The sequence below is a fragment of the Mycobacterium sp. Soil_C_30 genome, from assembly GCF_057656995.1.
This window is the reverse complement of sequence record NZ_JBDGJH010000034.1, coordinates 14122-36770: the sequence shown is the minus strand read 5'-3', so window position 1 is coordinate 36770 and position 22649 is coordinate 14122. Positions and strand designations below refer to the sequence as shown.

The 22649-nt window shown below is 68.6% G+C and carries 18 protein-coding genes and 1 tRNA gene; 9 read left to right on the top strand and 10 right to left on the bottom strand.

The features are described 5' to 3' along the window. Positions 1-8: 8 nt before the first annotated feature. A complete protein-coding gene (locus AC3A6P_RS34610; RefSeq protein ID WP_487696967.1) occupies positions 9-1646 on the bottom strand; it encodes an adenylate/guanylate cyclase domain-containing protein in 1638 nt (545 codons plus the stop codon). Here AC3A6P_RS34610 and AC3A6P_RS34605 point away from each other — a divergent pair. Both AC3A6P_RS34605 and AC3A6P_RS34600 read left to right on the top strand, forming a co-directional pair. Continuing rightward, a complete protein-coding gene (locus tag AC3A6P_RS34605; RefSeq protein WP_487696952.1) occupies positions 1645-2853 on the top strand; it encodes a DNA polymerase III subunit delta' in 1209 nt (402 codons plus the stop codon). The genes AC3A6P_RS34610 and AC3A6P_RS34605 overlap by 2 nt on opposite strands. Positions 2854-2987: 134 nt before the next feature. Further along, positions 2988-3063, top strand: a tRNA-Thr gene (locus AC3A6P_RS34600). Here AC3A6P_RS34600 and AC3A6P_RS34595 read toward each other — a convergent pair. Genes AC3A6P_RS34595 through AC3A6P_RS34570 form a run of 6 tightly spaced genes read right to left on the bottom strand, consistent with a single transcriptional unit; the run spans position 3064 to position 12716 of the window. After that, positions 3064-3444 carry a carboxymuconolactone decarboxylase family protein gene (locus AC3A6P_RS34595; RefSeq protein WP_487696951.1) on the bottom strand — a complete coding sequence of 127 codons (381 nt, stop codon included), beginning with the start codon at positions 3442-3444 and terminating at the stop codon, positions 3064-3066. 50 nt (positions 3445-3494) lie between these two features. Next, positions 3495-5222: a hypothetical protein gene (locus AC3A6P_RS34590; protein WP_487696949.1), complete on the bottom strand. Its 1728-nt coding sequence runs from the start codon at positions 5220-5222 to the stop codon at positions 3495-3497. A 19-nt stretch (positions 5223-5241) separates the two neighbouring features. Next, the gene (gene galE, locus AC3A6P_RS34585; RefSeq protein WP_487696947.1) at positions 5242-6219 is read right to left on the bottom strand and encodes a UDP-glucose 4-epimerase GalE; all 978 of its coding nucleotides are present in this window, start codon (positions 6217-6219) and stop codon (positions 5242-5244) included. 1 nt (position 6220) lies between these two features. Beyond that, positions 6221-7510 carry a hypothetical protein gene (locus AC3A6P_RS34580; RefSeq protein ID WP_487696946.1) on the bottom strand — a complete coding sequence of 430 codons (1290 nt, stop codon included), beginning with the start codon at positions 7508-7510 and terminating at the stop codon, positions 6221-6223. Next, positions 7507-8859 (bottom strand): M1 family metallopeptidase, encoded by a 1353-nt coding sequence (locus tag AC3A6P_RS34575; protein WP_487696944.1) that lies wholly within the window; start codon positions 8857-8859, stop codon positions 7507-7509. The genes AC3A6P_RS34580 and AC3A6P_RS34575 overlap by 4 nt, the downstream gene beginning before the upstream one ends. Further along, positions 8823-12716: a Pls/PosA family non-ribosomal peptide synthetase gene (locus AC3A6P_RS34570; protein ID WP_487696942.1), complete on the bottom strand. Its 3894-nt coding sequence runs from the start codon at positions 12714-12716 to the stop codon at positions 8823-8825. The genes AC3A6P_RS34575 and AC3A6P_RS34570 overlap by 37 nt, the downstream gene beginning before the upstream one ends. A 244-nt stretch (positions 12717-12960) precedes the next feature. On the opposite strand from AC3A6P_RS34570, the gene AC3A6P_RS34565 reads away from it, so the two are divergent. Together AC3A6P_RS34565 and AC3A6P_RS34560 are read left to right on the top strand one after the other, a co-directional pair. Continuing rightward, a complete protein-coding gene (locus tag AC3A6P_RS34565) occupies positions 12961-13968 on the top strand; it encodes a TerC family protein (RefSeq protein WP_487696941.1) in 1008 nt (335 codons plus the stop codon). 32 nt (positions 13969-14000) lie between these two features. Beyond that, positions 14001-14402, top strand: a complete 402-nt coding sequence (locus AC3A6P_RS34560; protein ID WP_487696940.1) for a hypothetical protein — start codon at positions 14001-14003, stop codon at positions 14400-14402. A 16-nt stretch (positions 14403-14418) separates the two neighbouring features. On the opposite strand, the gene AC3A6P_RS34555 is transcribed toward AC3A6P_RS34560, so the two are convergent. From AC3A6P_RS34555 to AC3A6P_RS34545, 3 genes are all read right to left on the bottom strand, one after another. Further along, positions 14419-15111 carry a hypothetical protein gene (locus AC3A6P_RS34555; RefSeq protein ID WP_487696939.1) on the bottom strand — a complete coding sequence of 231 codons (693 nt, stop codon included), beginning with the start codon at positions 15109-15111 and terminating at the stop codon, positions 14419-14421. A gap of 196 nt (positions 15112-15307) precedes the next feature. Continuing rightward, positions 15308-15823 (bottom strand): 2-oxo-4-hydroxy-4-carboxy-5-ureidoimidazoline decarboxylase, encoded by a 516-nt coding sequence (locus AC3A6P_RS34550; protein ID WP_487696965.1) that lies wholly within the window; start codon positions 15821-15823, stop codon positions 15308-15310. 66 nt (positions 15824-15889) lie between these two features. After that, positions 15890-16378, bottom strand: a complete 489-nt coding sequence (locus AC3A6P_RS34545) for an inorganic diphosphatase (protein WP_487696937.1) — start codon at positions 16376-16378, stop codon at positions 15890-15892. A gap of 66 nt (positions 16379-16444) precedes the next feature. Here AC3A6P_RS34545 and dacB point away from each other — a divergent pair, with 66 nt between their 5' ends. Genes dacB through AC3A6P_RS34520 form a run of 5 tightly spaced genes read left to right on the top strand, consistent with a single transcriptional unit; the run spans position 16445 to position 22644 of the window. Further along, positions 16445-17818 carry a D-alanyl-D-alanine carboxypeptidase/D-alanyl-D-alanine endopeptidase gene (gene dacB, locus AC3A6P_RS34540; RefSeq protein WP_487696935.1) on the top strand — a complete coding sequence of 458 codons (1374 nt, stop codon included), beginning with the start codon at positions 16445-16447 and terminating at the stop codon, positions 17816-17818. After that, entirely contained in the window at positions 17815-18873 is a 1059-nt protein-coding gene (locus tag AC3A6P_RS34535; RefSeq protein WP_487696933.1) for a zinc-dependent metalloprotease, read from the top strand. The genes dacB and AC3A6P_RS34535 overlap by 4 nt, the downstream gene beginning before the upstream one ends. Continuing rightward, entirely contained in the window at positions 18852-19826 is a 975-nt protein-coding gene (gene tilS, locus AC3A6P_RS34530; protein WP_487696931.1) for a tRNA lysidine(34) synthetase TilS, read from the top strand. The genes AC3A6P_RS34535 and tilS overlap by 22 nt, the downstream gene beginning before the upstream one ends. Before the next feature lie 3 nt (positions 19827-19829). After that, complete coding sequence (hpt, locus tag AC3A6P_RS34525) at positions 19830-20411, top strand: hypoxanthine phosphoribosyltransferase (protein WP_487696930.1); 582 nt, start codon at positions 19830-19832, stop codon at positions 20409-20411. A 16-nt stretch (positions 20412-20427) separates the two neighbouring features. After that, a complete protein-coding gene (locus tag AC3A6P_RS34520; RefSeq protein WP_487696928.1) occupies positions 20428-22644 on the top strand; it encodes a molybdopterin-dependent oxidoreductase in 2217 nt (738 codons plus the stop codon). Positions 22645-22649: the final 5 nt, after the last annotated feature.

The window sequence follows — 22649 nt, the reverse complement described above, 5'->3', positions numbered from 1 at the left end:
GTGCCGCGCTAACGCGAGATCTCGCTGGGCACAGCGAGATTGACCGGTCGCGCCAGCTGTGTGGGGGCGATGCGGCCGCGCAGTTCAACGATCTCGCCGACGTCCCAGGCCAGGGCTTCGGCGTCGACGGCGTTGCTGACGGCGGTGGCCGAGGCCAGCACGTGGCCGGGTTCGAGCTTGGCGAGCTCGGTGAGGCGGGCGGCTTCGTTCACCGGGTCGCCGATGACGGTGTACTCGAACCGGGCCTGCGCGCCGATGTGACCGGCGATGGCGCGACCGGCCGAGACACCGATCCCGAATTCGGCGGTGCCCAGCACGGGCAGCAGTTCGTCGTGCAACTCACGGGCGGCGGCCAGGCAGGCGCCGGAGGAGTCCGGATGCTCGATGGGCGCACCGAAGATGCACAGCGCGGCGTCGCCCTGGAACTTGTTGACGAACCCGCCGTGGCGGGCCACGGTGTCGACGACGACGCGGAAGAACTCGTTGAGCAGGATCACCACGTCCGCGGGCGCCCGGGTGGCGGCCAGATGGGTGGATCCCACCAGGTCGACGAACAGCACCGCGACGTCACGTTCCTGTCCGCCGAGCTCGGTGCCGCGTTCCAGCGCGCGGCGGGCGACGTCCTCGCCGACATACCGGCCGAACAGGTCACGCAACCGCTGCCGCTCGGCCAGGTCGCGCACCATGTCGTTGAAACCGGCCTGCAGCAGGCCGAGTTCGCTGGCGTCGTAGATCTGCATGTGGGCGTTGTAGTTGCCGCGCTGCACCTCGCCGAGCGCCCAGCGCAGCTGCCGCAGGGGGTCGGCGATCGACATGGCGACCAGAACGGTGCCGGCCAGTCCGATGATCAGCGCCGCCAGCGCCATCAGCAGGATGGGGATCAGCGTGCTGTCAGCGGTCGCACGGAACAGTGACAGCTTGCTCGCGCCGACGCTCAGGATGATCGCCAGCAACGGCACCCCGGTGGACAGCACCCAGGTCAGCACCTGCCGCAGGATCACACCGGGGGCGTGGAAGTTCTCGGGCACACCCCCGCGCAGTGCGGCCACCGCGACGGGACGCAGCACGCGTTCGGACTGCAGGTAGCCGATGATGGCGGTGGCGGTGGCCCCCAGGCCGGTGGCCACCCCGAGCACCGGCAGGGAGTGCTTGGCCGTCGACCAGGCCGCCAGGGCGAAGACGATGCCGCCGAGGCACCAGTTCGCCAGGCTGATCAGGGTGCGGTAGATCGGCATGCGCAGGGCCCGGGTGCGGGCCAGCGCGGTGGTCTCGGGGTCCGCGTCCCTCAGCAGCCCGTCGCGCCGTTGCCAGCGGAACACCGGCATGAGCAGCCGCAGGCTGACGTAGGCGCCGACGGCGAACGACACCAGCAGCACCGACAGGAAGATCATCAGGTTCATCGCGGGCAGGTCCTGCAGTTGCACCCGATCCTCCGGCGGCAGGCCGAAACGGAGGAAGCCGAGCACGAACAGCGCACCGATGATGTCGGCCTGCAGCATGCCGAGGGTGAACACCGGCCAGGGCGTACGCACCACCCAGCGGACGAATGCGCTGATTCGCCCGGGAGGTGCTGCCTCGGTGGTCACCCGATTACCGTATCGGTCGGCACTGCCATGTCGCTGCCAGCCGTTAGGGTTGGCAGCAATGTCCGGGGTTTTTGCGCGTTTGGTCGGCCAGCATGCGGTGGAGACGGAGCTGGTGGCGGCTGCCACCGCCGCCCGTGGTGGTGCAACTCACAGTGCCCTGACCACCGGCAGCATGACGCACGCCTGGTTGCTCACCGGTCCGCCCGGGTCCGGGCGCTCCATCGCCGCGTTGTGTTTCGCCGCCGCCCTGCAGTGCACGTCCGACGGTGTGCCCGGCTGCGGTGAATGCCGGTCCTGCACCACCACCATGGCCGGCACCCATGGCGACGTGCGGCGCATCATCCCCGAGGGGCTGTCCATCGGTGTGAGCGAGATGCGCACCATCGTGCAGATCGCGTCGCGGCGGCCCAGCACCGGGCGCTGGCAGATCGTGGTGGTCGAAGACGCCGACCGACTCACCGAGGGTGCGGCCAACGCGCTGCTCAAGGTGGTGGAGGAGCCGCCGCCGTCGACGGTGTTCCTGCTGTGCGCGCCGTCGGTGGATCCCGAGGACATCGCGATCACCCTGCGCTCGCGGTGCCGGCACGTCGCGCTGGTGACGCCGACCTCGGAATCCATCGCCCAGGTGCTGATCGATTCCGACGGACTCAGTGCCGACGACGCCGCCTGGGCGGCCTCGGTCAGCGGTGGCCACGTGGGCCGGGCCCGCAGGCTGGCCACCGATCCGGACGCCCGGGACCGGCGCAAGCGTGCCCTGGCGATGGCTCGTGACGCCGCCACCCCCACCCGTACCTATGCCGCCGCCGAGGAACTGGTGGCCGCCGCGGAAGCCGAAGCCAAGGCGCTCACCGAGGGCCGCAACGAGATCGAAACCGAGGAGCTGCGCACCGCGCTGGGTGCAGGCGGCACCGGAAAAGGAGCGGCCGGAGCCATGCGCGGCGCGGCCGGGGCGATCAAAGACCTGGAGAAGCGGCAGAAATCCCGGCAGACGCGCGCCTCGCGGGATGCCCTGGACCGGGCGCTCATCGATCTGGCCACCTACTTCCGGGACGCGCTGTTGCAGTCGTCCGGGGTCAAGGGCGTGGCGCTCAATCACCCCGATATGACCGAGCAGGTATCGGCGATGGCGGGCCATGCGTCACCGGAGAAGCTGCTGCGGTGCATCGAGGCGGTGCTCGACTGCCGGGAGGCCCTGGCCGCCAACGTCAAGCCGAAGTTCGCGGTCGACGCCATGGTCGCCACCGTGGGGCAGGCGCTGCGCAACTAGACGGGTCGACGAGGCGGCGACGAAGGAGCCGGGGAGAGAGGGCCCGTCTACGTGGGGAACCGAACGGATCGGGATTGAGTTTGGGCGCTGCCCGGGCCCTACCGTAGACTCATCCCGCCCGGTTCGCCGGGCGCGCCACCCTAGCTCAGTCGGTAGAGCAATTCACTCGTAATGAATAGGTCAGGGGTTCGATTCCCCTGGGTGGCTCCATCATTTGCCGAGCGCGCGTTTCGCGGCGGCCTTGGCCGCGTTGGCGGCGGGGAAGCCGGCGTAGCCGGAGGCGTGATAGATCACTTCGGCCAGTTCCTCCTCCGTGAGGCCGTTGGTCTTGGCGATCTTGAAGTGTGACTCCATCTCCTCGTCAGCGCCGAGTGCGATCAGGATGCCGAGGGTGACCAGGCTGCGGTCGCGCCGGGCCAGGCCCTCACGCGTCCACAGCTTGCCGAAGATGCTCTCCAGCCCGATGTCCATCAGCTCGCCGGCGAAACCGGCGCGGCCGAAGTCCACTTGAGAGTTGGGCACGTTGTCCGGGAGTAGCCCGGGCAGCAGTTCCCGCAAAACCTGGACGCCTTCGTCGCGCAAGTTAGTCATGCTAGCCACTTTCCCACACGAGCCGACTTCGCACAGAGTCGCGCCGACGGTCACACAGGTGCGACGAAGCCCACAGGTCCAGAGGCCAGGCAGACCGACAGCGCGGCGGTCTGGGCCTCCACCGTGATGGCGTCTCCAGCGCCCGGCAGGCGGACGAACACGCGGTTGAGCCCGGGGCGCACCGGCACCTTGGCCTGCTCGCCCTCGTTCAGGGACACCAGCAGGGTGCCGTCACTGTTGGCCAGGTAGTTGAGCTCCACGGTCCAGTCGGCGGGCAGGAGTGGCCCGTCGAGAGGCATCAGCACCGGCTGCTCGGGCTGGGCCAGGTAACCGCATCCCGGGACCGGTCCCTGCCGGATGGAGCGCACCCAGGTCACCAGGCCCTTCTTCAGCTGTCCGGTCATGTCCAGCAGGCGTAAATCGGTTGTGCTGGAGGCGAATTCGGGACGGTCGGGCAGCAGCGCGAACATGTGGCTGACCAAATTCTCCGGCCATGCCACCCGCTGCAGGATCAGCGGGTCCACCTCCTGGTCGAGCATCGGCGCACCGGACTGCGCCGCCTGCGACAACGCGGCCTGGGCGTTCTGCAGATACGCCTTGGTCGGATTGTCCCGCCAGCTGGTCAGGAATGTCGACGTCGAATACAGGCTGCTGGCCAGGAAGGCGGCCACCACGACGGTCAGCGCCGCGGTCCGACGAGGCGAACTGTCCAACAGCGGGCTCGGTCTGTTGCGCGCGGTGAACCCGATCGCCGTCAGCAGAGCGAGCACCACCACCAGATCGGGCAGGTACCGCAGGGTCTGGGCCAGCTCCAAGGCGGTGAATCGCGAGGACCGCATCAGATAGATCGGTATCTGACAGGCCACCGCGTACCCCAGGGCCGCCGCCAGCACCAGCCCGATCCGCTGTTTACGCGCGACGGCCAGCGCCACTGTCACAGCCAGCATCACCCAGCCCAGCACCATCACCGGCACCGGCGGCAGCGCCCATGGTGAAGCCGGCGCCCAACGCTGCCACTCCCATGGGCCGCCGGCCAGACCCGGGACGATGCCGTGGGTGAAACTGCGGCGCAGCAGATCCCACGTCATGCCCAGATCGGTACTCCACCGCTGCTGGTCCACCACCACGATGTACAGACCGATCCAGGCCGCCGTCACCGCCAGGGCCGGCAGCCACATCCGCGCACCGCGTCGCCACGCGGAGCGCAACCAATCCTGTTCGCCGGCAACATAACCGAGCAATGCGATCACAGCGAAGGCGACGAACGGGATCACCGCGGCTTTCTCGAAGAACAGCAATCCGCCGAGGAACACGCACGTGCCCGTCACCGCGTAGCGTCGCTCGCCGGTGCGGCTCAACAGGATTGCGTCACCGCACACCCACGCCAACGCGGCCAGCATCGGCAGTGAGTTCAGTCCAGCGGCCCACCACGCAAACCCGGGCACACCCAGCGGAGTGAACAGGGCAAAGGTCAAGGGCAGCAGCAACACCGGCCGCCAACCGAGGATCAGGTGCAGTGCCCGCAGCAGTGACAGTGACGCCAGCAGCTGCAGTACCACCAGGCTGATCGCCGGGCCCGCCCACACCAGCGGTGCCAGCCGAGTGATCAGGCCGCCCAGCAGAAAGCCCGCAGGCATCACATGGCCGTCGTGGTCGTCGAACAGGTACGCCGGCGACCACAGGTCCTGGGTGCCGGCGCGGCCGACGAGAATCAGGTCATCCCAGTAGAAGTAGCCGCCGAAGGCCAGCACCCCACGGACCAACACGGACAGTGCCACCAACCCGAAGGCGGCATTCCTAACGCGGATACGCGTCTCCGGCCTTCTGACGGGCCCGCCACGCCGAGGCCACCATGTCCTGTAGCGAGTGCCGCATCGCCCAGTCCAGATCGCGTGCGGCCAGGTCGCCGGCCGCCACGATTCGCGCCGGATCTCCGGGCCGCCGCGGGGTGATCGTCGGCTCGAAGTCGATACCGGTGACGTCCCGGATCGCGGTCATGATCTGGCGCACCGAGGTGCCCGATCCGCTGCCGAGGTTGTACACCGCTTCCACCGGCAGGCCGTCGTCGAGCCGCCGGGCGGCCGCGACGTGTGCCAGGGCCAGGTCGGCGACGTGGATGTAGTCGCGTACGCAGGTGCCGTCCGGCGTCGGGTAGTCGTCGCCGTTGATCCGGGGGGTTTCCCCGCGGTACAGCATGTCGAAGACCAGGGGGAACAAGTTGTGCGGGCTGGCGTCGAACAACTCATCGGATCCTGAGCCGACGACGTTGAAGTACCGCAGGCTGGTGTGCTTGAGCCCGGTCGCCACGCCCAGGTCGCGCAGCAGCCACTCGCCGATCAGCTTGGTCTCGCCGTAGGGCGACTGCGGTGAGGTGACGGTGCCTTCGTCGACGATCTCGACGTCGACGGCACCGAAGGTGGCCGCACTCGACGAGAAGACGATCTTGTCGATGGCGGCGTGCTCCATCGCCTGGAGCAGGATGACCATCGCGGACACGTTCTGCTCATAGGTGTGCAGGGGTCGTTTCACCGATTCGCCGGCGTATTTGTACCCCGCGACGTGGATGACGCCCTGCACGTTGTGCCGGCGGAGGGTGTCGTCGACGAGCCGGCGGTCCAGCAGCGTGCCGCGCACGAACTGCGCCGCCTCGGGGACGAAGTGCTCGAATCCGCTGGACAGGTCGTCGATCACCACCACCGGGATATCCGCGTCCAGCAGAGCCTTCACCACATGCGAACCGATGTACCCGGCGCCGCCGGTCACCAGCCAGCTCATGTCATCCCCACCTTTCTCCTGACGAGTTCTCTCCAAGCGACGTCGACCGTGCCCTCGCAGCGTAGGTGAGGGCCGCGACGTGCACGGCGATGCCCACCAGCGGCCCGCACAACAAGGCCACCACAGTGCGCGTCTCGAGCGCCAACGGCAGCGTCAGCAGCAGGGCCGAGGCCACCGTCGCGCTCACCCACCCCAGCGAGTAGGCCCGGTGCAGTGCCGCGGCCACCGTGGCCGCACCGGTGACCGTGAGCAGGGCGATCGCCACCGCTGCGGCCGTCAACCATGCCAGCAGTGCGCCCTCGGTGACGTAGTCCGGTCCGAACCCGACCCGCAGCAGCCACGGCCCGGCGGTACCCGCCAGCACCACGCCCACCGCGCCGAGAGCCGCCACCAGGGCGACGGGTTTGGCCAGCGCCCGCACCCGGTGGGTGCGCTGGTCGACGAAGTGGGCGATCAGGTTGCCCTGCATCGCCGTGAGCGGCACCAGCAGGGGAGCGCGGGTCAGCGTGACGGCCAGGATCACCACACCGCCGGCGGCCCCCAGGTCGCCCGAGGTGGCTTTCAGCAGCACGGGAAATCCCATCACCAGCACCGCACTCGCGCCGGCGGCGGCCACGGCGTGCATCGTTCCACGCAGGAAGGACGCCGTGGTCTCATGCGCCACCAACTGCGCCGCCGCCCGGGTGGTCGGGGAGACGATCAGCAGCAACAACCAGGACGCGGCACCGGCCACCGTCGCCCACAGGAATCCGACCAGCCCCCAGCCCACCAGCACGGTCGCCACGGCCACCACCACCCGCAGCACGGCGTCGGTGACCATCAGCGCGCCGTACTGGCTCCACCGGTTGTCACCGGCCAGCACCCCGAGCAGGGCCGCGTGCAGGCAGAACCCCGCCAGGCCGACCGACAGCAGGGCCACCGAGAGCAGCGGCGATTCGGCGAAGACGTGCGGCGCCCACAGCAGCGCGCTGAGCGCCAGCACGGCGGCGGTGCACACCCCGACCACCGCAGCCACCCGCAGCGGCCGCGTGATGGGGCGACCATCGGGGGCGGCATGGGCGGCCACCCGGATCTCGCGGGTGCTTTCCTGCAGCAGGCCGAAGGCAGCGCCGGTCACCAGTCCGAACGCCCCCCAGAACACGGCGAACACCGAGAAACCCGCCGGATCGAGATCGCGGGCTGCCAGGTACAGCACCAGGTAGCCGCAGAGTGCGGTGACCGCGGTGGCAACCCCCACCTTCGCGACGCTGCTGCGGGTGACGGGTCCGGCCGGAGTGGGGGAGTCCGTCACAAGTCCGGGACTGCGGTGGAGTACAACCAGGCCGACCACAGCGGCCGCAGCGACTGATCGGCGTAATTGGCGGCCAATCCGGTGAAGTCATCGGTCACCACGGTGGAATGCCGGAACCGGGTGGTCCAATTCTGAAGCAGCGCAAAGAAATTCTTGTCGCCGATGGTCTTGCGCAGTGAATGCAGCAGCAGGGCGCCGCGTTTGTAGACCCGGTCGTCGAACATGTCCCGCGGGCCTGGGTCGGCCAGCAGCAGGTCCTGCGGTGAGGCGGCGAGCCGCTGGTGGTAGCGGCGGGCCCATTCCGCGGCGGTGGGCCCGCCGGATTCCTCGGACCACAGCCACTCCGCGTAACAGGCGAACCCCTCGTGCAGCCAGATGTCACGCCAACGCCGCGCGGTCACGCTGTTGCCGAACCACTGGTGCGCCAACTCGTGTGCGATGAGGCGCTCCGCGCCCCGCTTGCCATCACAATGGTTGGCACCGAACACCGAAAGGCCTTGCGCCTCAAGGGGGATCTCGAGGTCATCCTCGGTCACCACCACGGTGTACCCGCTGGACAGCGGATACTTGCCGAACAGCTTGACGAACAGTTTCATCATCTGCGGCTGACGGCCGAAATCGTGATCGAAGTCCCGCTTGAGCTTCTCGGGCAGCACCGCGTGCATCGGTACCGGGGCCTTGGGCAGCTTGTGTGTGACATAGTCGCCGATCTGCAATGTCGTCAGATACGTCGACGTGGGCTCGGCGAGCTCGTAGGTCCAGGTGGTCAGCCCCGCGCGGACCCGCTTGGACAACAGTTCCCCGTTGGCGACAGCGAGGTACGGGCTGTCGGTGCTGATGGCGATCCGGAAGCTGGCCTTGGCGGCGGGGTGATCGTCACAGGGGAACCACGACGCCGCCCCATTGGGTTGGCCGGCCACCAGCACACCGTTGGTGAGCTCCTCGAAACCGACGTCGCCCCAATAGCTTCGGATGGGACGAGGCGAGCCGCTGTAGCGGATGTCGACGGTCAGTGCGGCCCCGGCGGGCAGCTTCGAGTCCAGGGTGATGTTCAGCTTGCCGTTGGCGGACTTGAACTGTTGCGGGCGGCGGCCGTTGACCGAGACCTTCGACACCGACAGCGCCGTCGACAGGTCGAAGGAGAAGGAACGGAGCTCGGCCAGGGTGACGGCGGTGATCGACGCCGTCCCCGAGAGCCGGTTGATCGCGACCTTGTACTCCAGGTCGAGCTCATACCGGGACACCCGGTAACCGAAGTTCCCGTTGCCGGGCAGGTAGGGGTCGATGACCGGGGCCGTGCCTTTCTTCTTCCTCACGAGCTGGACTTCTTCTTCTTCGAGATCACCCACGGGGCAATGGGATTGCCCTGCCAACGGGTGGACGGCGGCACCTCGTCACCGCGCATCACCAACGACGCCGGGCCGATGGTGGCCCCGGCGCCCAGCTTGGCCGCCGGCAGGGCCACGCAGTGGGTACCCAGCGTCGCGCCTTCTTCGAGGATCACCGTGTCCATCCGCATGATGCGGTCGTGGAACAGGTGGGTCTGCACCACGCAGCCCCGGTTGACGGTCGCCGCCCGGCCGAGGGTCACCAGATCGGCTTCCGGCAGCCAGTACGTCTCGCACCAGACGCCGCGGCCGATCGTGGCGCCCAGACCGCGCAGCCACAGGTTCATCACCGGGGTGCCGCTGGCGGCGCGGGCGAACCAGGGTGCGGCCACGGTCTCGACGAAGGTGTCCGCCACCTCGTTGCGCCACACGAACGACGACCACAGCGGATACTCCGCCGCCGGAATGCGGCCTACCACAAGCCATTTGGCCAACACCGCGATACCGCCCGCCACCGCGCCCGCGATCAGCAGCACCAGACCGCCGGCCAGCGCGGCCCACAGGTAGCCGAACTCGGTGATCAACAACTGGAGCGCGGACAACACCGCAACGCCGATGGCGAATGTCACCACCATCGGGATCAGCCGGCAGGTCTCCACCGCGCCGCGCATCGCCTTCAAGCGCCGCGACGGCTCGAAGGTGCGCAGAGCGTCGGCGGCGGTGGGCTGGCGGCGCAACCGGATCGGCGGGCTCCCCAGCCACGACGAGCCGCGTTTGGCCTTGTGCGGTGTCGCCGACAGGACCGCCACCAGGCCGTCGTCGGGAACCCGGCGGCCGGGCTGCGTGATGCCCGAGTTGCCCAGGAAGGCCCGCTTGCCGACGGTCGCCTTGGCCACGTGGATCCATCCGCCGCCCAACTCGTAGGAGGCGACCATGGTGTCGTCGGCCAGGAACGCGCCGTCCTCCACCACGGTGAACTTCGGCGTCAGCAGCGCCGTCGAGATCTCGGTGTCCTTGCCCACGGTCGCTCCGAGCAGGCGCAGCCACCATGGTGTGAGCAGGCTGGCGTACAGCGGGAAGAGGTAATTGCGTGCGGCGTCCATCAGGCGTTCGGTGGCCCACAGCTGCCAGCCGACCCGGCTGCGCACCGGGTGGTAGCCCTCGTCCAAGCCGATCGCCAGTGCCCGCACCCCGAGCACCGTGAGCCCCGCATAAACGACGATCGCGGCCAGCGTCGCCACCGGCACCCAGGGCAGCCCGGCCAGAATGGCCTCGCCCACGGTGGCGGTGTCGTGGACCGCCCACCCGATGACGGCCAGCCCGGCCGCCACCCCGGCCAGCGGCAGCGCGCCCAGCAGCACCGAGGTCACGCCGTACATCGCCACCCACACCGGGGCCCGCGGTGGGCGGTGATCCGGCCAGGGATGTTTGGCCTTGCCGGATTTCACGGCGGGCGAACCCTTCCAGTACTGGCCGTTCTTGACCTTGCCCACCACGCCGGAGCCGGGCGCGACGTCGGCGTTCTTGCCGATCACCGCACCGGGAAGCAGCGTGGTGCGCGCGCCGACGGTGGCGTCGTTGCCGATGGTGATCTCACCGACGTGGAACAGGTCGCCGTCGATCCAGTGTCCGGACAGGTCGACCTCCGGTTCGATGGAACTGCGGTGACCCAGCGTCATCATCCCGGTCACCGGAGGTGACGAATGCAGGTCGACACCCTTGCCGACCTTGTTACCCAGCGCGCGGGCGTAGTAGACCAGCCAGGGCGCGCCGGCCAGGTTCTCCGCGCCGCTGGCGTCGGCCAGGCGTTCGGCGAGCCAGACCCGCATGTGTTCGGAGCCGCCGCGCTTGTAGGTGCCGGGCTCCAGGCCCGACAGCATCATCTGCGCGCCCAGCACGGCGATCGCCATCCGGCCGACAGGGCTGATGAACAGCACGAACCCGGCGAGAACCCACCACCAGCTCACCGGGTTCAGCCAGGGCACTGGGGGGGAGGAGCCCCAGGAGAAGACGTTGTTCAGCAGCGCCAGCCAGGTCACCCACTGCAGCCCGGTCAGCGTCGCCAACGGCACCGACAGCATCACCTGGGCGGCCTGGGTGAACAGCGGCGTCGGCTTCACATGACGGGTCTCGACCTCGGCCGGCGGGTCCAGTTCGTCGAGATAACCGGCCAGCGACCCGAGCCGGGGATGGTCGTAGAGGTCGGCGACCGTCACCTGTGGATAGCGCTGGCGCAGCGCGGCCACCAACTGCGCCGCCGACAGTGACCCGCCGCCCTCGGCGAAGAAGTCGGCTTCCGGGCCCTCGATGTGGGCACCCAGGATGTCGCGCCACAGCCCGGCCAGCCAGCCCATGGTGCCGCCCAGATCGTCGGCTTCCTCGTGGATGTTCATTCCCGGCGGCGGCCAGGGCAGCGCGTTGCGGTCCACCTTGCCGGACGTGCGGGTGGGCAGTTCGTCGACCAGGATCAGCCGAGGCACCAGCGCGGCGGGCAGCGCCTCGGCCAACGCGGCGCGGGCGGCGTGGATGTCGAAGTTCGGGTCCGCGCTGGCGATATAACCCACCAGCAGCGGCGTGCCGCTGGCCGTCTTGCGCACCGCGGCGGCACCGCCCGAGACGCCCGGCAGGTTCACCAGGGCGGAATCCACCTCACCGAGTTCGATGCGCCGGCCCCCGACCTTCACCTGGTCGTCGGCGCGGCCCTGGAAGTAGAGGCCGTCGGCCTCCAGCCGAACCAGGTCTCCGCTGCGGTACGCGCGCGCCCAGCCCAGCGATTCCATGGGCGCGAATTTCTCGGCGTCCTTGGTGGGATCGAGATACCGGGCCAGGCCGACGCCGCCGATGACGAGTTCGCCGACCGCGCCGTAGCCCACCTGATTGCCGGCGGAGTCGACGACGGCCAGGTCCCAGCCCGGCAGCGGCAGCCCGATGCTGACCGGGCCCTTGCCGTCCAGCGGAGCGGCGCAGGCCACCACCGTGGCCTCGGTGGGTCCGTAGGTGTTCCAGACCTCGCGGCCGTCCACCGCCAGCCGTTCGGCCAGCTCCGGCGGGCAGGCCTCGCCCCCGAAGATCAGCAGCCGGACCGCTTCGAGCGCTTCGGCGGGCCACAGCGCCGCCAGCGTGGGCACCGTCGAGACCACCGTGATGTCCCGGGACACCAGCCAGGGACCCAGGTCCATCCCGCTGCGGACCAGCGAGCGCGGTGCCGGGACCAGGCAGGCGCCGTTACGCCACGCCAGCCACATCTCCTCGCAGGAAGCGTCGAATGCCACCGACAATCCGGCCAGCACGCGGTCGCCGGGGCCGATCGGGTTGTCCTTGAGAAAGATCTGGGCTTCGGCGTCGACGAACGCGGCGGCGCTGCGGTGGGTGACGGCCACGCCCTTGGGGGTGCCGGTCGAGCCGGAGGTGAAGATGATCCAGGCGTCGTCGCGGCCCAGCGGTGCGGCCGCACGCCAGCCGCGGGATGAGCCGGTGCGCCGCTGCAGGCCGGCCTCGGTGATCACCGCCACCACGTCGGCCTCGCCGAAGACGAGGTCGGCGCGCTCCGGAGGGTCGTCGGCGTCCACCGGAACGTAGGCCGCCCCGGCTGCCAGAGCCGACAGGATCGCGACGTAGAGGGCGTAGGTGCCCGACGGCATCCGGATCCCGATGCGGTCGCCGCGGCCGATGCCGCGGGCGGCCAGCCACGCCACACTGTCCTCGATATCGGCGATGAGCTCGCTGTAGGTGAGCTGGACGGTGCCGTCGTCGATGGCGGGTGAGTCGGGAAATCTCTCCGCGCTGTCGTAGAGGATGTCGATCAGCGTCCGGGGCTTGGGTGCCGACGTCGACAGCAGGTACTGCGACGGGATTCCGGGCGTGAGAGCGGCTGACACAGCTGTGGATCCTAGGCGTCGGATATGTCCGCGGAGTGCTGCGCGCGCCCCGGGTGGGTACTCCGTTTGGCGAAAGTTCGAGACCACCTGACAGAATGTGCGTCAGAGGGGAGTATTCCTTCGCTGCGGTGTCGTCATCACGTCGACCGTCCATACGGACGACCGGCGCCGTGGACCGCTAACTGCGTAACGCAGCGGTGGAAGAGACCTCTGGCGTTTTGCTGACGACCGGAGGCTTTTCTGTATGAATGTTTCGGGGCTCGAATGGGCCATCACCCTCGGCGTGACGATCGCGATCATCATCTTCGATGTCATCGTCATCGCCCGGAATCCGCACGAACCGACCATGAAAGAGTGCGGTAAAGCACTGTCGGTCTACGTCGGGTTGGCCATCGCCTTCGGCCTGTGGACCTGGTTCTATCACGGCGGTCAGTACGGCCTGGAGTTCTTCGCCGGCTGGCTCACCGAGTACAGCCTGTCCGTGGACAACCTGTTCATCTTCATCATCATCATGGCCAGCTTCAACGTGCCCAGGAAGTACCAGCAGGAAGCCCTGATGGTGGGCATCATCCTGGCGCTGATCTTCCGCGGCATCTTCATCGCCCTCGGTGCGGTGGCGATCAACCAGTTCTCGTGGGTGTTCTACATCTTCGGCCTGTTCCTCGTGTACACGGCGTGGAACCTGATCCGGGACACCGACCACGACGACGACGGCGACAACGCGGTGGTCAAGTTCGCCCGCAACCACCTGAACACCACCGACAAGTGGGACGGCCTGAAGCTCTGGATCCGCGAGGATGGCAAGAAGCTGATGACGCCGATGTTCCTGGTGATCGTCGCACTCGGTACCACCGACCTGATCTTCGCGCTGGACTCGATCCCGGCGATCTACGGGTTGACCCAGGAGCCGTACCTGGTCTTCGCGGCCAACGTCTTTGCGTTGATGGGTCTGCGCCAGCTGTACTTCCTGCTGGGTGGCCTGGTCAAGCGACTGGTGTACCTGTCCTACGGACTGGCGTTCATCCTTGCCTTCATCGGTGTGAAGCTGTTCCTGCACGCGCTGCACGAGAACGAGTTGCCGTTCATCAACGGCGGCGAGCACGTGCACGTGCCGGAGATCCCGACCCTGCTCAGCCTGGGCGTGATCATCGTGACGCTGCTCATCACCACGGTCGCGAGCCTGTACAAGACCCGCACCGATGCCAAGAAGGGCGCGCCCGAGACTTCGCCTCCCGCTGATCCCAACCACTGACAGGGTGCCGACGGTCGTTTAGCGTCGGTGGCGTGGGCCATCAACGTGCGTTGCGAGTGTTTGTTGCCGATGCGGACTGGACCGAACTGACGGCGGGCGGGCAGCCCGCCGTCAGGTTCAGCGCGGCGGATCTGCAACAGGCGCAGCGTGCCCGCCGTCGGTTGGCGGGGGCGGCGGTGGTTGATCTGACCGTGGTGGTGGACGACGACTTCCGCTCGGCGCAGCGTCGACTGGCCGACCTCGAGGACGATGCTGCCGACACGTTGGCCTACGCCGGCACCCTCGATGGTCTGGCCGGTCTGATCGCCGACATCTATCTCGCCGGTGTGGCCGACGGCGTCACGCTCATCTCGGCTGTACCGCAGCAGGACGCGCGCTCTCTTGGTGAGGCGGCTCTCCAACGAGTGGCCGCGCGCCTGCAGACCGCTGCCTGAACAGACGGCGGCCTGCTCACGCCTCGAGCTCGCCGATCACCCGCCGTTCGATGCCGGCCACCGTCGCGGCAGGTAACGCGATCAGCCCTGTGAGCTCGGTGCGCGCCCGCGCGTAGGCGTTCTGGCGTTCGGCGAACGTCGCACCACCATCGGTGGCCAGCCGCAGCAGGTTCTGCGCCCGGGCCAGCCGGTCCTGGTCGGTGGAGGAGAAATCGCTGCGCCTGCGCCGAATCGCCTCGGTCTCCGCGACGTCGAAGGCACCCACGTATTCGTGCACCGCGTCGCGGTACTCGAGCTGGGCCGCGCGGTCACCCATCAGGTCGTCAACGCTGTCCGGGCGCAGCAGATCCGCCCGTCGCTTGGCTCGATGGAAGTGCGCGGTCAGCGGGTCGCGCATGTCGGTCATCAACGGAAAGTCCAGCAGCTTGGCCACATCCATCTCGTAGGACAGCCAGCGGTTGTCCGTTTCGTCGTGCTGCGCGAGCAGCTTCTGGACTTCTCGCCGGTGCAGGGCATCGGTTTCGCGGCTGCGGCCTGCGGCCTCGGCCATCGCGACCTTGGTCTGCTGTTTGATGCGGTAACGCTCGAGCCGGCGCTCGGCGCGGCGTTCATTGGCGGCGGACACCGCCTTCCACGCACCACCGAGGACGCCGCTGAGCGGGAACACCAGCCACCAGAAGTTCTCCGCGAAATGAAGCAGAGGTTCCACCCAGCCCAGACTAGGCGCTGCTTGTCACCGATCCTGTAGCGTCCGCAGGCCGCTGCACGTGAGTGCGCCGAACAATCGCAGGCGGGCCACGGCGCCGTCCGATGGACGGGCGCACGTGTGTACAGCGACGAGATGGCATGGCCCCGAACGGGTTTCGGGTGTCACCGTGGCGCCGGAACCCTCGGCGAGGGTCTGGCTACCAGTTCTGATAACCGCCCTCGGGACCGAGCATGCGCTCGAGCCGGGTCCGGTTGATCTTGGCCAACTCGTTGCGCACCACTTTGCGCTCGGTCTCCAGATCGTTGTGCAACCGGTCGGCCAGCGCGACCGACACCGCGTCGCAGCCCATACCGCCCACATACATGACGAACTCGAATCCGAACTGCTGGCGGTACCGCGCGGCGCCGGCCCGCAGCTCGGCCATCACCGCGTCGTCGTCGTTCCACACCGCGCACTGCTCAGCCGCGGACTTGGTACTGCGGGGGCGGGCACCCATCTGCGGATACGCCTCGAGGATGCTGTCGATCGCGGTGTCCGGCAGCGAGAACAGCAGGGCGTCAGCGCGCCGGAACAAGGCGTCGTGGCAGTCGTACGCGCGTCCGCGGGCGAGCTCGCGGGCCAGTGCCACATCGTTGCAGCACTCAAACAGGGCGTGCATGGCGCGCCGCTCGGGCATCGCGTTGAACGTCGCGAGGCCGATTCCTTGATGCATCAGCACCAGCCCATGATCGGAGCCCGAGGACACACCCGAGTTACGGCATGTTAAGACCGTGCAAACTCAGTGACCGGAGTTCTTGAAGCGCTCGACCGAGCGCTGCACTTCGGCTTCGGCCTCTTCCCGGCCCACCCAGTCGGCGGCCTTGACGTACTTGCCGGGCTCGAGGTCCTTGTAGTGCACGAAGAAGTGCTTGATGGCGTCGAGCTCGAAGCTGGACACATCACCGATGTCCTGGATGTGGTCCCAGCGCTGGTCGCCGGCCGGAACGCACAGCACCTTGTCGTCGCCGCCGGCCTCGTCGACCATCTTGAACATGCCGACCGGTCGGGCCTCCACCAGCACACCGGGGAACACCGACTCCGGGAGCAGCACCAGCGCGTCCAGCGGGTCGCCGTCTTCGCCGAGGGTGTCTTCGATGAAGCCGTAGTCGGTCGGGTAGGCCATCGGCGTGTAGAGGTAGCGGTCCAGCTTGACCCGTCCGGTCTCGTGGTCCACCTCGTACTTGTTGCGCTGCCCTTTCGGGATCTCGATGGTCACGTCGAATTCCACGCCGCACGGCTCCTTCGGGTCTGTGGTCGTCCGGACAGACCTTATCGGAGGGATACTCTGCAGTGCATGCGTCCTGGTCGGTGGCGGCGGTCCACACACGTGGCGGTCGGTGCCGGCGTGCTGGTGATCGTCGCCATCATCGTCGCGGTGGCCGCACTGGTCACCGGGGGCAGCAAGCAGCCCGACCCGCGGATCACCGCGGAGCCCGCGCCCGTGACGGCGGATCCTGCCGTCATCCCCGTCGCCGACGGCGCCCCGACGCCCACCCAGACAGGGCTGGCCCGCGCCCTCACCGCGGCGCTGGCCGATCCGAACCTGGGCAACCTCACCGGGCGGATCACCGACGCCGAGACCGGCGAGGAGCTGTGGCAGCAGCGGGACAACATCCCGATGCAACCAGCGTCGACCAACAAGTCACTGACCGCGGCCGCCGCGCTGCTGGCGCTGGACCGCGACGCGCGGCTGACCACCAAGGTCGTCGCCGGACCCCGGCCCGGCGTGATCGTGCTGGTGGGCGGCGGCGATCCGGTGCTGTCGGCGGCGCCGGCCGACGAGGACACCTGGTACCGCGACGCCGCCCGGATCAGCGACCTGGTGGCCCAGGTGCGCAAGAGCGGGGTCAGGGCCACCTCGGTGCAGGTCGACACCTCCCTGTTCCGCGGCCCCGACATGGCTCCGGGCTGGGACCCGGCGGATATCGACGGCGGGGACATCGCCCCCATCCAGTCGGTGATGCTCGACGCCGGCCGCACCCAGCCCACCAGCTTCGACTCCCGGCGATCCCGCACCCCCGCGCTGGACGCCGGCCGGGCGCTGGCGACGGCGCTGCGCATCGACCCGGGGCAGGTCACACTCGTCAACGGTCCGCAGAACGGCAGAGAACTTGCCTCGGTGCAGTCCGCCCCGCTGATCGAACGGCTGCGCCAGATGATGAACGCCTCGGACAACGTGATGGCCGAGACCATCGGGCGGGAGGTGGCCGCGGCCACCGGTCATCCGCTCAGCTTCGCCGGAGCGGTGGACGCGGTGCTCGAACAGTTACGCGGGGTGGACATCGACCTCACCGGCGCGCGGCTGATGGATTCCAGCGGTCTGTCCATCGATGACCGGCTGACGGCCCGCACGCTCGACGAGGTGATCGGGGCGGCGGCCGGACCCGATCATCCCCGGTTGCGCCCGCTGCTCGACGTTCTGCCCATCGCGGGAGGCAGCGGGACTCTGTCGAACCGCTACCTCGACAACACCACCCGCACGGCGGCCGGTTGGCTGCGGGCCAAGACCGGCTCCTTGACGGGCACGAATACGCTGGCAGGTGTGATCACCGACGCCAGCGGCCGTGTGCTCACCTTCGCGTTCGTCTCCAACGACGCCGGCCCTACGGGGCGCGTGGCCCTCGACACCCTGGCGGCCACGCTACGGTCGTGTGGGTGCGACAAATGAGCGGAACGTCCGGAGCCGCCGCCATCGGGCAGGCCGTCGACTGGGGATTCGCCGCCACGGTCGGGGCGAAACTCGCGCGGTCTGCGCCACCTGTCACCGAATACACACGCAGGCAAGCGATCTCTCAGCTCGCGGAGTCTTCGCAGGCGGCTGAACCGCCGGTGCGCGACGTCACCCGGCTCGCCACACCGGGACCCGTTCCCGACGCGCTCATCGTCGACCGTCCGGAGTGGATCAAGGCGGCAACGGAGTCGATGCGCGTGATGACGGGCGGTGCGGCCAGCCCGAAGGGTTTTCTGACCGGCCGCGTCACCGGCGCGCAGACCGGAGCGGTGCTGGCGTTCGTGTCCTCGGGCATCCTCGGCCAGTACGACCCGTTCGTGTCATCGACGGACGGCGGCGGAGGTCGCCTACTGCTGGTGTACCCCAACATCATCGCCGTGGAACGTCAACTCCGCGTGTCGCCCAAGGACTTTCGACTGTGGGTCTGCCTGCATGAGGTGACGCACCGGGTCCAGTTCACCGCCAACCCCTGGCTGGCCGGCTACATGTCGTCCACGCTGGAAGTGCTGACCGCCGATGGTGGCGACGACGTGACGGCCGTGGTGGGCCGGCTCGCCGACTTCATCAAACAACGCCGCGAAGGTGTCGAAAATCCCGATTCGGCGGGCGTTCTGGGCTTCATGCGGGCGGTGCAGTCCGAGCCGCAACGCCAGGCGCTCGACCGGTTGCTGGTGCTCGGTACACTGCTGGAGGGCCATGCCGACCATGTGATGGATGCGGTGGGTCCGGCGGTGGTGCCGTCGGTGGCCTCCATCCGGCACCGCTTCGAGGAGCGCAGGAAGCGCAAACAGCCGCCGCTGCAACGGATTCTGCGCGCCCTGCTGGGAGTAGATGCCAAGCTCGCCCAGTACACCAGGGGTAAGGCGTTCGTCGACGACGTGGTGGGTCGCGTGGGCATGGACCGCTTCAACGCGGTGTGGACCAGCAGTGAGACGTTGCCGCTGCCCGACGAGATCGATCACCCCGAGAAATGGATCGACAGAGTCCTGTAGGTGAGATCGCCTTCGCGGTCGCCGATTTCGCGCAGCGGTACCTCACCGGAGCTGATCGGTGGTGCGTGGCACTGTCCGGGGGAGCGGACTCCCTGGCGCTCACGGCGGCGGCGGCCCGGGTGCGGCCCACCACCGCGCTCATCGTCGATCACGGTCTGCAGGCCGGCTCCGGCGCCGTCGCCGAAAAGGCCCGAGCACAGGCGATTTCATTGGGATGTATTGATGCGCAAGTCATTTCGGTGACCGTCGGCACCGAGGGCGGACTCGAGGCGGCGGCGCGCACCGCGCGTTATGCCGCACTGGAACAGGCCCGCGCAGGCGCGCCCGTGCTGATCGGGCACACCCTCGACGACCAGGCCGAGACGGTGCTCCTGGGGCTGGGCCGCGGCTCGGGCCCACGCTCCATCGCCGGCATAAGGCCCTATGACCCGCCGTGGTGTCGCCCGCTGTTGCAGCTGAGACGCCATACCACCGAAGCGGCGTGTGCTGCGCTGGAACTGACACCGTGGCACGACCCCCACAACACCGATGGCCGATTCACCCGCGCCCGGCTGCGCCACGAGGTGCTGCCGCTGCTGGAGGAGGTCCTCGGCGGTGGCGTGGCCGCGGCGCTGGCACGTACCGCCACCGCGCTGCAGGAGGACGGCGAAGTTCTCGATGCCCTGGCCCACGACGCCTGGCAACGAGCCCGCGACGGGGACGGACTGGCCGTGGCCGCCCTGGTCGACCTGCCCGCCGCGCTGCGCCGGCGGGTGCTGCGGCTCTGGTTGTTGGCCGGGGGAGCGGTCGGGCTGACCGCCAAGCAACTGCTGGCCGTCGACGCGCTGCTCACCGCATGGCGCGGGCAGGGTGGAGTGGCGGTGCCCAGTCCGCAGCGACAGCGGCGCCTGTTCGCGGGGCGCCGAAACGAACTGTTGGTGCTCTACGCAGAACCAGTCGGACGGCAGCGCTAGGCTGTGGGCGTGCCTGCGCATACTGCCGAGTTGTATCCCGGGGACATCAAATCGGTGTTGCTCTCCGAAGAAGACATACAAAGCAAGACTGCCGAACTGGCCGCGCAGATCGGCGCCGACTATCGCGACGCCTCCGCTGACCAGGATCTGCTGCTGATCACCGTGCTCAAGGGTGCGGTCATGTTCGTCACGGACCTGGCCCGCGCCATCCCGCTGCCGACGCAGCTGGAGTTCATGGCCGTCAGCTCCTACGGATCGTCCACCTCGTCGTCGGGCGTGGTCCGCATCCTCAAGGACCTCGACCGCGACATCAACGACCGCGACGTGCTGATCGTCGAGGACATCGTCGACTCCGGTCTCACGTTGTCCTGGTTGCTGCGCAACCTGGCCACCCGGCGTCCCCGGTCGCTGCGGGTGTGCACCTTGCTGCGCAAACCCGAAGCGGTGCGGGCGGACGTCGACATCACCTACATCGGTTTCGACATCCCCAACGAGTTCGTCGTCGGGTACGGCCTCGATTACGCGGAACGCTATCGGGATCTTCCCTACATCGGGACACTGGAGCCGAAGGTCTACACCCACTAACAGCCCGGGGGCACCGATGTCTCGCACAGCTCTGCGTATCTGTCCACTGTGTGAGGCCACCTGCGGCCTGGTCCTCACTGTCGATGGTCAGACGATCACCGGTGCGCGCGGTGATCGCGACGACGTGTTCAGTGCGGGTTTCATCTGCCCCAAGGGCGCGAGTTTCGCCGAACTCGACGGCGATCCGGACCGACTCACCGGCCCGTTGGTGCGCCGCGACGGCGAATTGGTGGAGGCCACGTGGGAGGAGGCGTTCCGCGCGGTGGCCGACGGTCTCGGCGCGGTGCCCGGCCGGCAGGTCGCCGTCTACCTCGGGAACCCGAACGCCCACACCATCGCAGGCGCGCTGTATGCACCGTTGGTGATCAAGGCGTTGGGCACCCGCTACGTGTTCAGCGCCAGCACGTTGGATCAGATGCCCAAACAGGTGGCGCAGGGCTACTTGTACGGCAACGCGTTTGCCTTCACGGTTCCTGATATCGACCGCACCGACCACCTGGTGATCATCGGTGCCAACCCGTTGGTGTCCAACGGCAGCGTGGCCACCGCCGCCGATTTCGGCGGCAAGCTCAAGGCGTTACGCCGACGCGGCGGCCGGCTCACCGTCATCGATCCCAGCCGCACCCGCACCGCAGAACTCGCCGACTGCCACCTGGCGCCCCGGCCCGGTACCGATGCCGCCTTGTTGTTCGCGGTGGTCAACGTGCTGTTCGCCGAGGGCCTGGTGTCCCCGGACCTGGGTGGGATCGCCGACCACGTCAGCGGCATCGAGCAGGTTCGCGCGTTGGCCGCCGATTTCCCGCCGCCTGCCGTGGCGCCGTACTGCGGCGTGACGGTCGACGACATCCGCGACCTGGCACGCTCCATCGCCGCTGCGCCCAGATGTGCGGTCTACGGCCGAATCGGTACGTCGACCGTCGAGTTCGGCACCCTGGGCAGTTGGCTGATCGATGTCATCAACGTCCTGACCGGAAACCTCGACCGCGCCGGCGGCGCGATGTTCCCGCTCGGGCCCACCGCACACGCTCCGCGGGCGCCGAAGCCGGGACGCGGTTTCTCCACCGGGCGCTGGCACAGCCGGGTCTCCGGTTTTCCGGAAGTCGCCTCGGAGTTCCCGGCCACCGCGCTGGCCGAGGAGATCGACACCCCGGGTGAAGGTCAGGTCCAGGCGTTGATCACGGTGGCGGGCAATCCGGTGCTGTCGGCACCCGACGGGCAGCGGTTGGCCGCGGCGCTGAAGGGAATCGGGTTCATGCTGAGCATCGACCCGTACCTCAACGAGACCACCCGGCACGCCGACGTCATCCTGCCACCGCCACCGCCGTCGCAGGCCGCACACTTCGACTTCGCACTCAACAACGTCGCCGTCCGCAACAACGCCCGGTACTCGCCGCCGGTGCTGCCGCTGCAGGACCGGCCCAGCGAGCCCGAAATCCTTTCGCGCGTGGCGCTACTCGTCATGGGCGCCGGGTTGGACGCCGACCCGGATCTGGCCGACCAGCAGGTCATCGCGATGACACTGGGCAAGGCGGTCGCCGACCCGCAGTCACCGGTTGCCGGCCGTGAGGTCGACGAGCTGACCGCGCTGCTGCCCGACGGGCCGGGGTACGAGCGCCGGCTGGACATGATGTTGCGGCTGGGCGCTTACGGTGACGGCTTCGGGGCCGATCCGGACGGTCTGAACTTGGCGAAGCTGAAGGCTGCCCCGCACGGCATCGACCTCGGACCGCTGCAGCCGCGGATCCCTGAGGTGCTCCGAACCGCCTCCGGCACAGTGGAACTCGCTCCCGAAGTATTGGTGGCCGACGCCGCGCGGTTGGCCGGCGTGCTGCACCACAGTCCGCACGGGTTCGTGCTGATCGGGCGCCGTCATCTGCGCTCGAACAACAGCTGGATGCACAACCTGCCTGCCTTGGCCGGCGGAACCAACCGGTGCACATTGCAGATCCATCCGGATGACGCGCACCGGCTCGGACTCGGTGAGGTGGCCGTGGTGAAGGGCCCCGGCGGCGAGCTGACCGTTCCGGTGGAGGTCACCGACACGATCCGGCCCGGCGTGGTGTCCATCCCGCACGGGTGGGGCCACGGTCAGGACGGGACGCGGCTGGAGGTCGCGGCTACTCAGCCCGGGGTGAACGTCAACCAACTCAACGACGGAACGTATCTGGACCCGCTGTCGGGTACCGCGGTGCTCAACGGATTGCCCGTGGAGATCTCCGCCGTCGGAAGCTAGCGCAA

Bases quoted from the DNA above. Each gene is read 5' to 3' on its own strand.
- AC3A6P_RS34605 (WP_487696952.1), top strand. From the start codon at position 1,645: ATGTCCGGGGTTTTTGCGCGTTTGGTCGGCCAGCATGCGGTGGAGACG.
- AC3A6P_RS34595 (WP_487696951.1), bottom strand. From the start codon at position 3,444: ATGACTAACTTGCGCGACGAAGGCGTCCAGGTTTTGCGGGAACTGCTG.
- galE (WP_487696947.1), bottom strand. From the start codon at position 6,219: ATGAGCTGGCTGGTGACCGGCGGCGCCGGGTACATCGGTTCGCATGTG.
- AC3A6P_RS34565 (WP_487696941.1), top strand. From the start codon at position 12,961: ATGAATGTTTCGGGGCTCGAATGGGCCATCACCCTCGGCGTGACGATC.
- AC3A6P_RS34550 (WP_487696965.1), bottom strand. From the start codon at position 15,823: ATGCATCAAGGAATCGGCCTCGCGACGTTCAACGCGATGCCCGAGCGG.
- dacB (WP_487696935.1), top strand. From the start codon at position 16,445: ATGCGTCCTGGTCGGTGGCGGCGGTCCACACACGTGGCGGTCGGTGCC.
- AC3A6P_RS34535 (WP_487696933.1), top strand. From the start codon at position 17,815: ATGAGCGGAACGTCCGGAGCCGCCGCCATCGGGCAGGCCGTCGACTGG.
- tilS (WP_487696931.1), top strand. From the start codon at position 18,852: ATGGATCGACAGAGTCCTGTAGGTGAGATCGCCTTCGCGGTCGCCGAT.
- AC3A6P_RS34520 (WP_487696928.1), top strand. From the start codon at position 20,428: ATGTCTCGCACAGCTCTGCGTATCTGTCCACTGTGTGAGGCCACCTGC.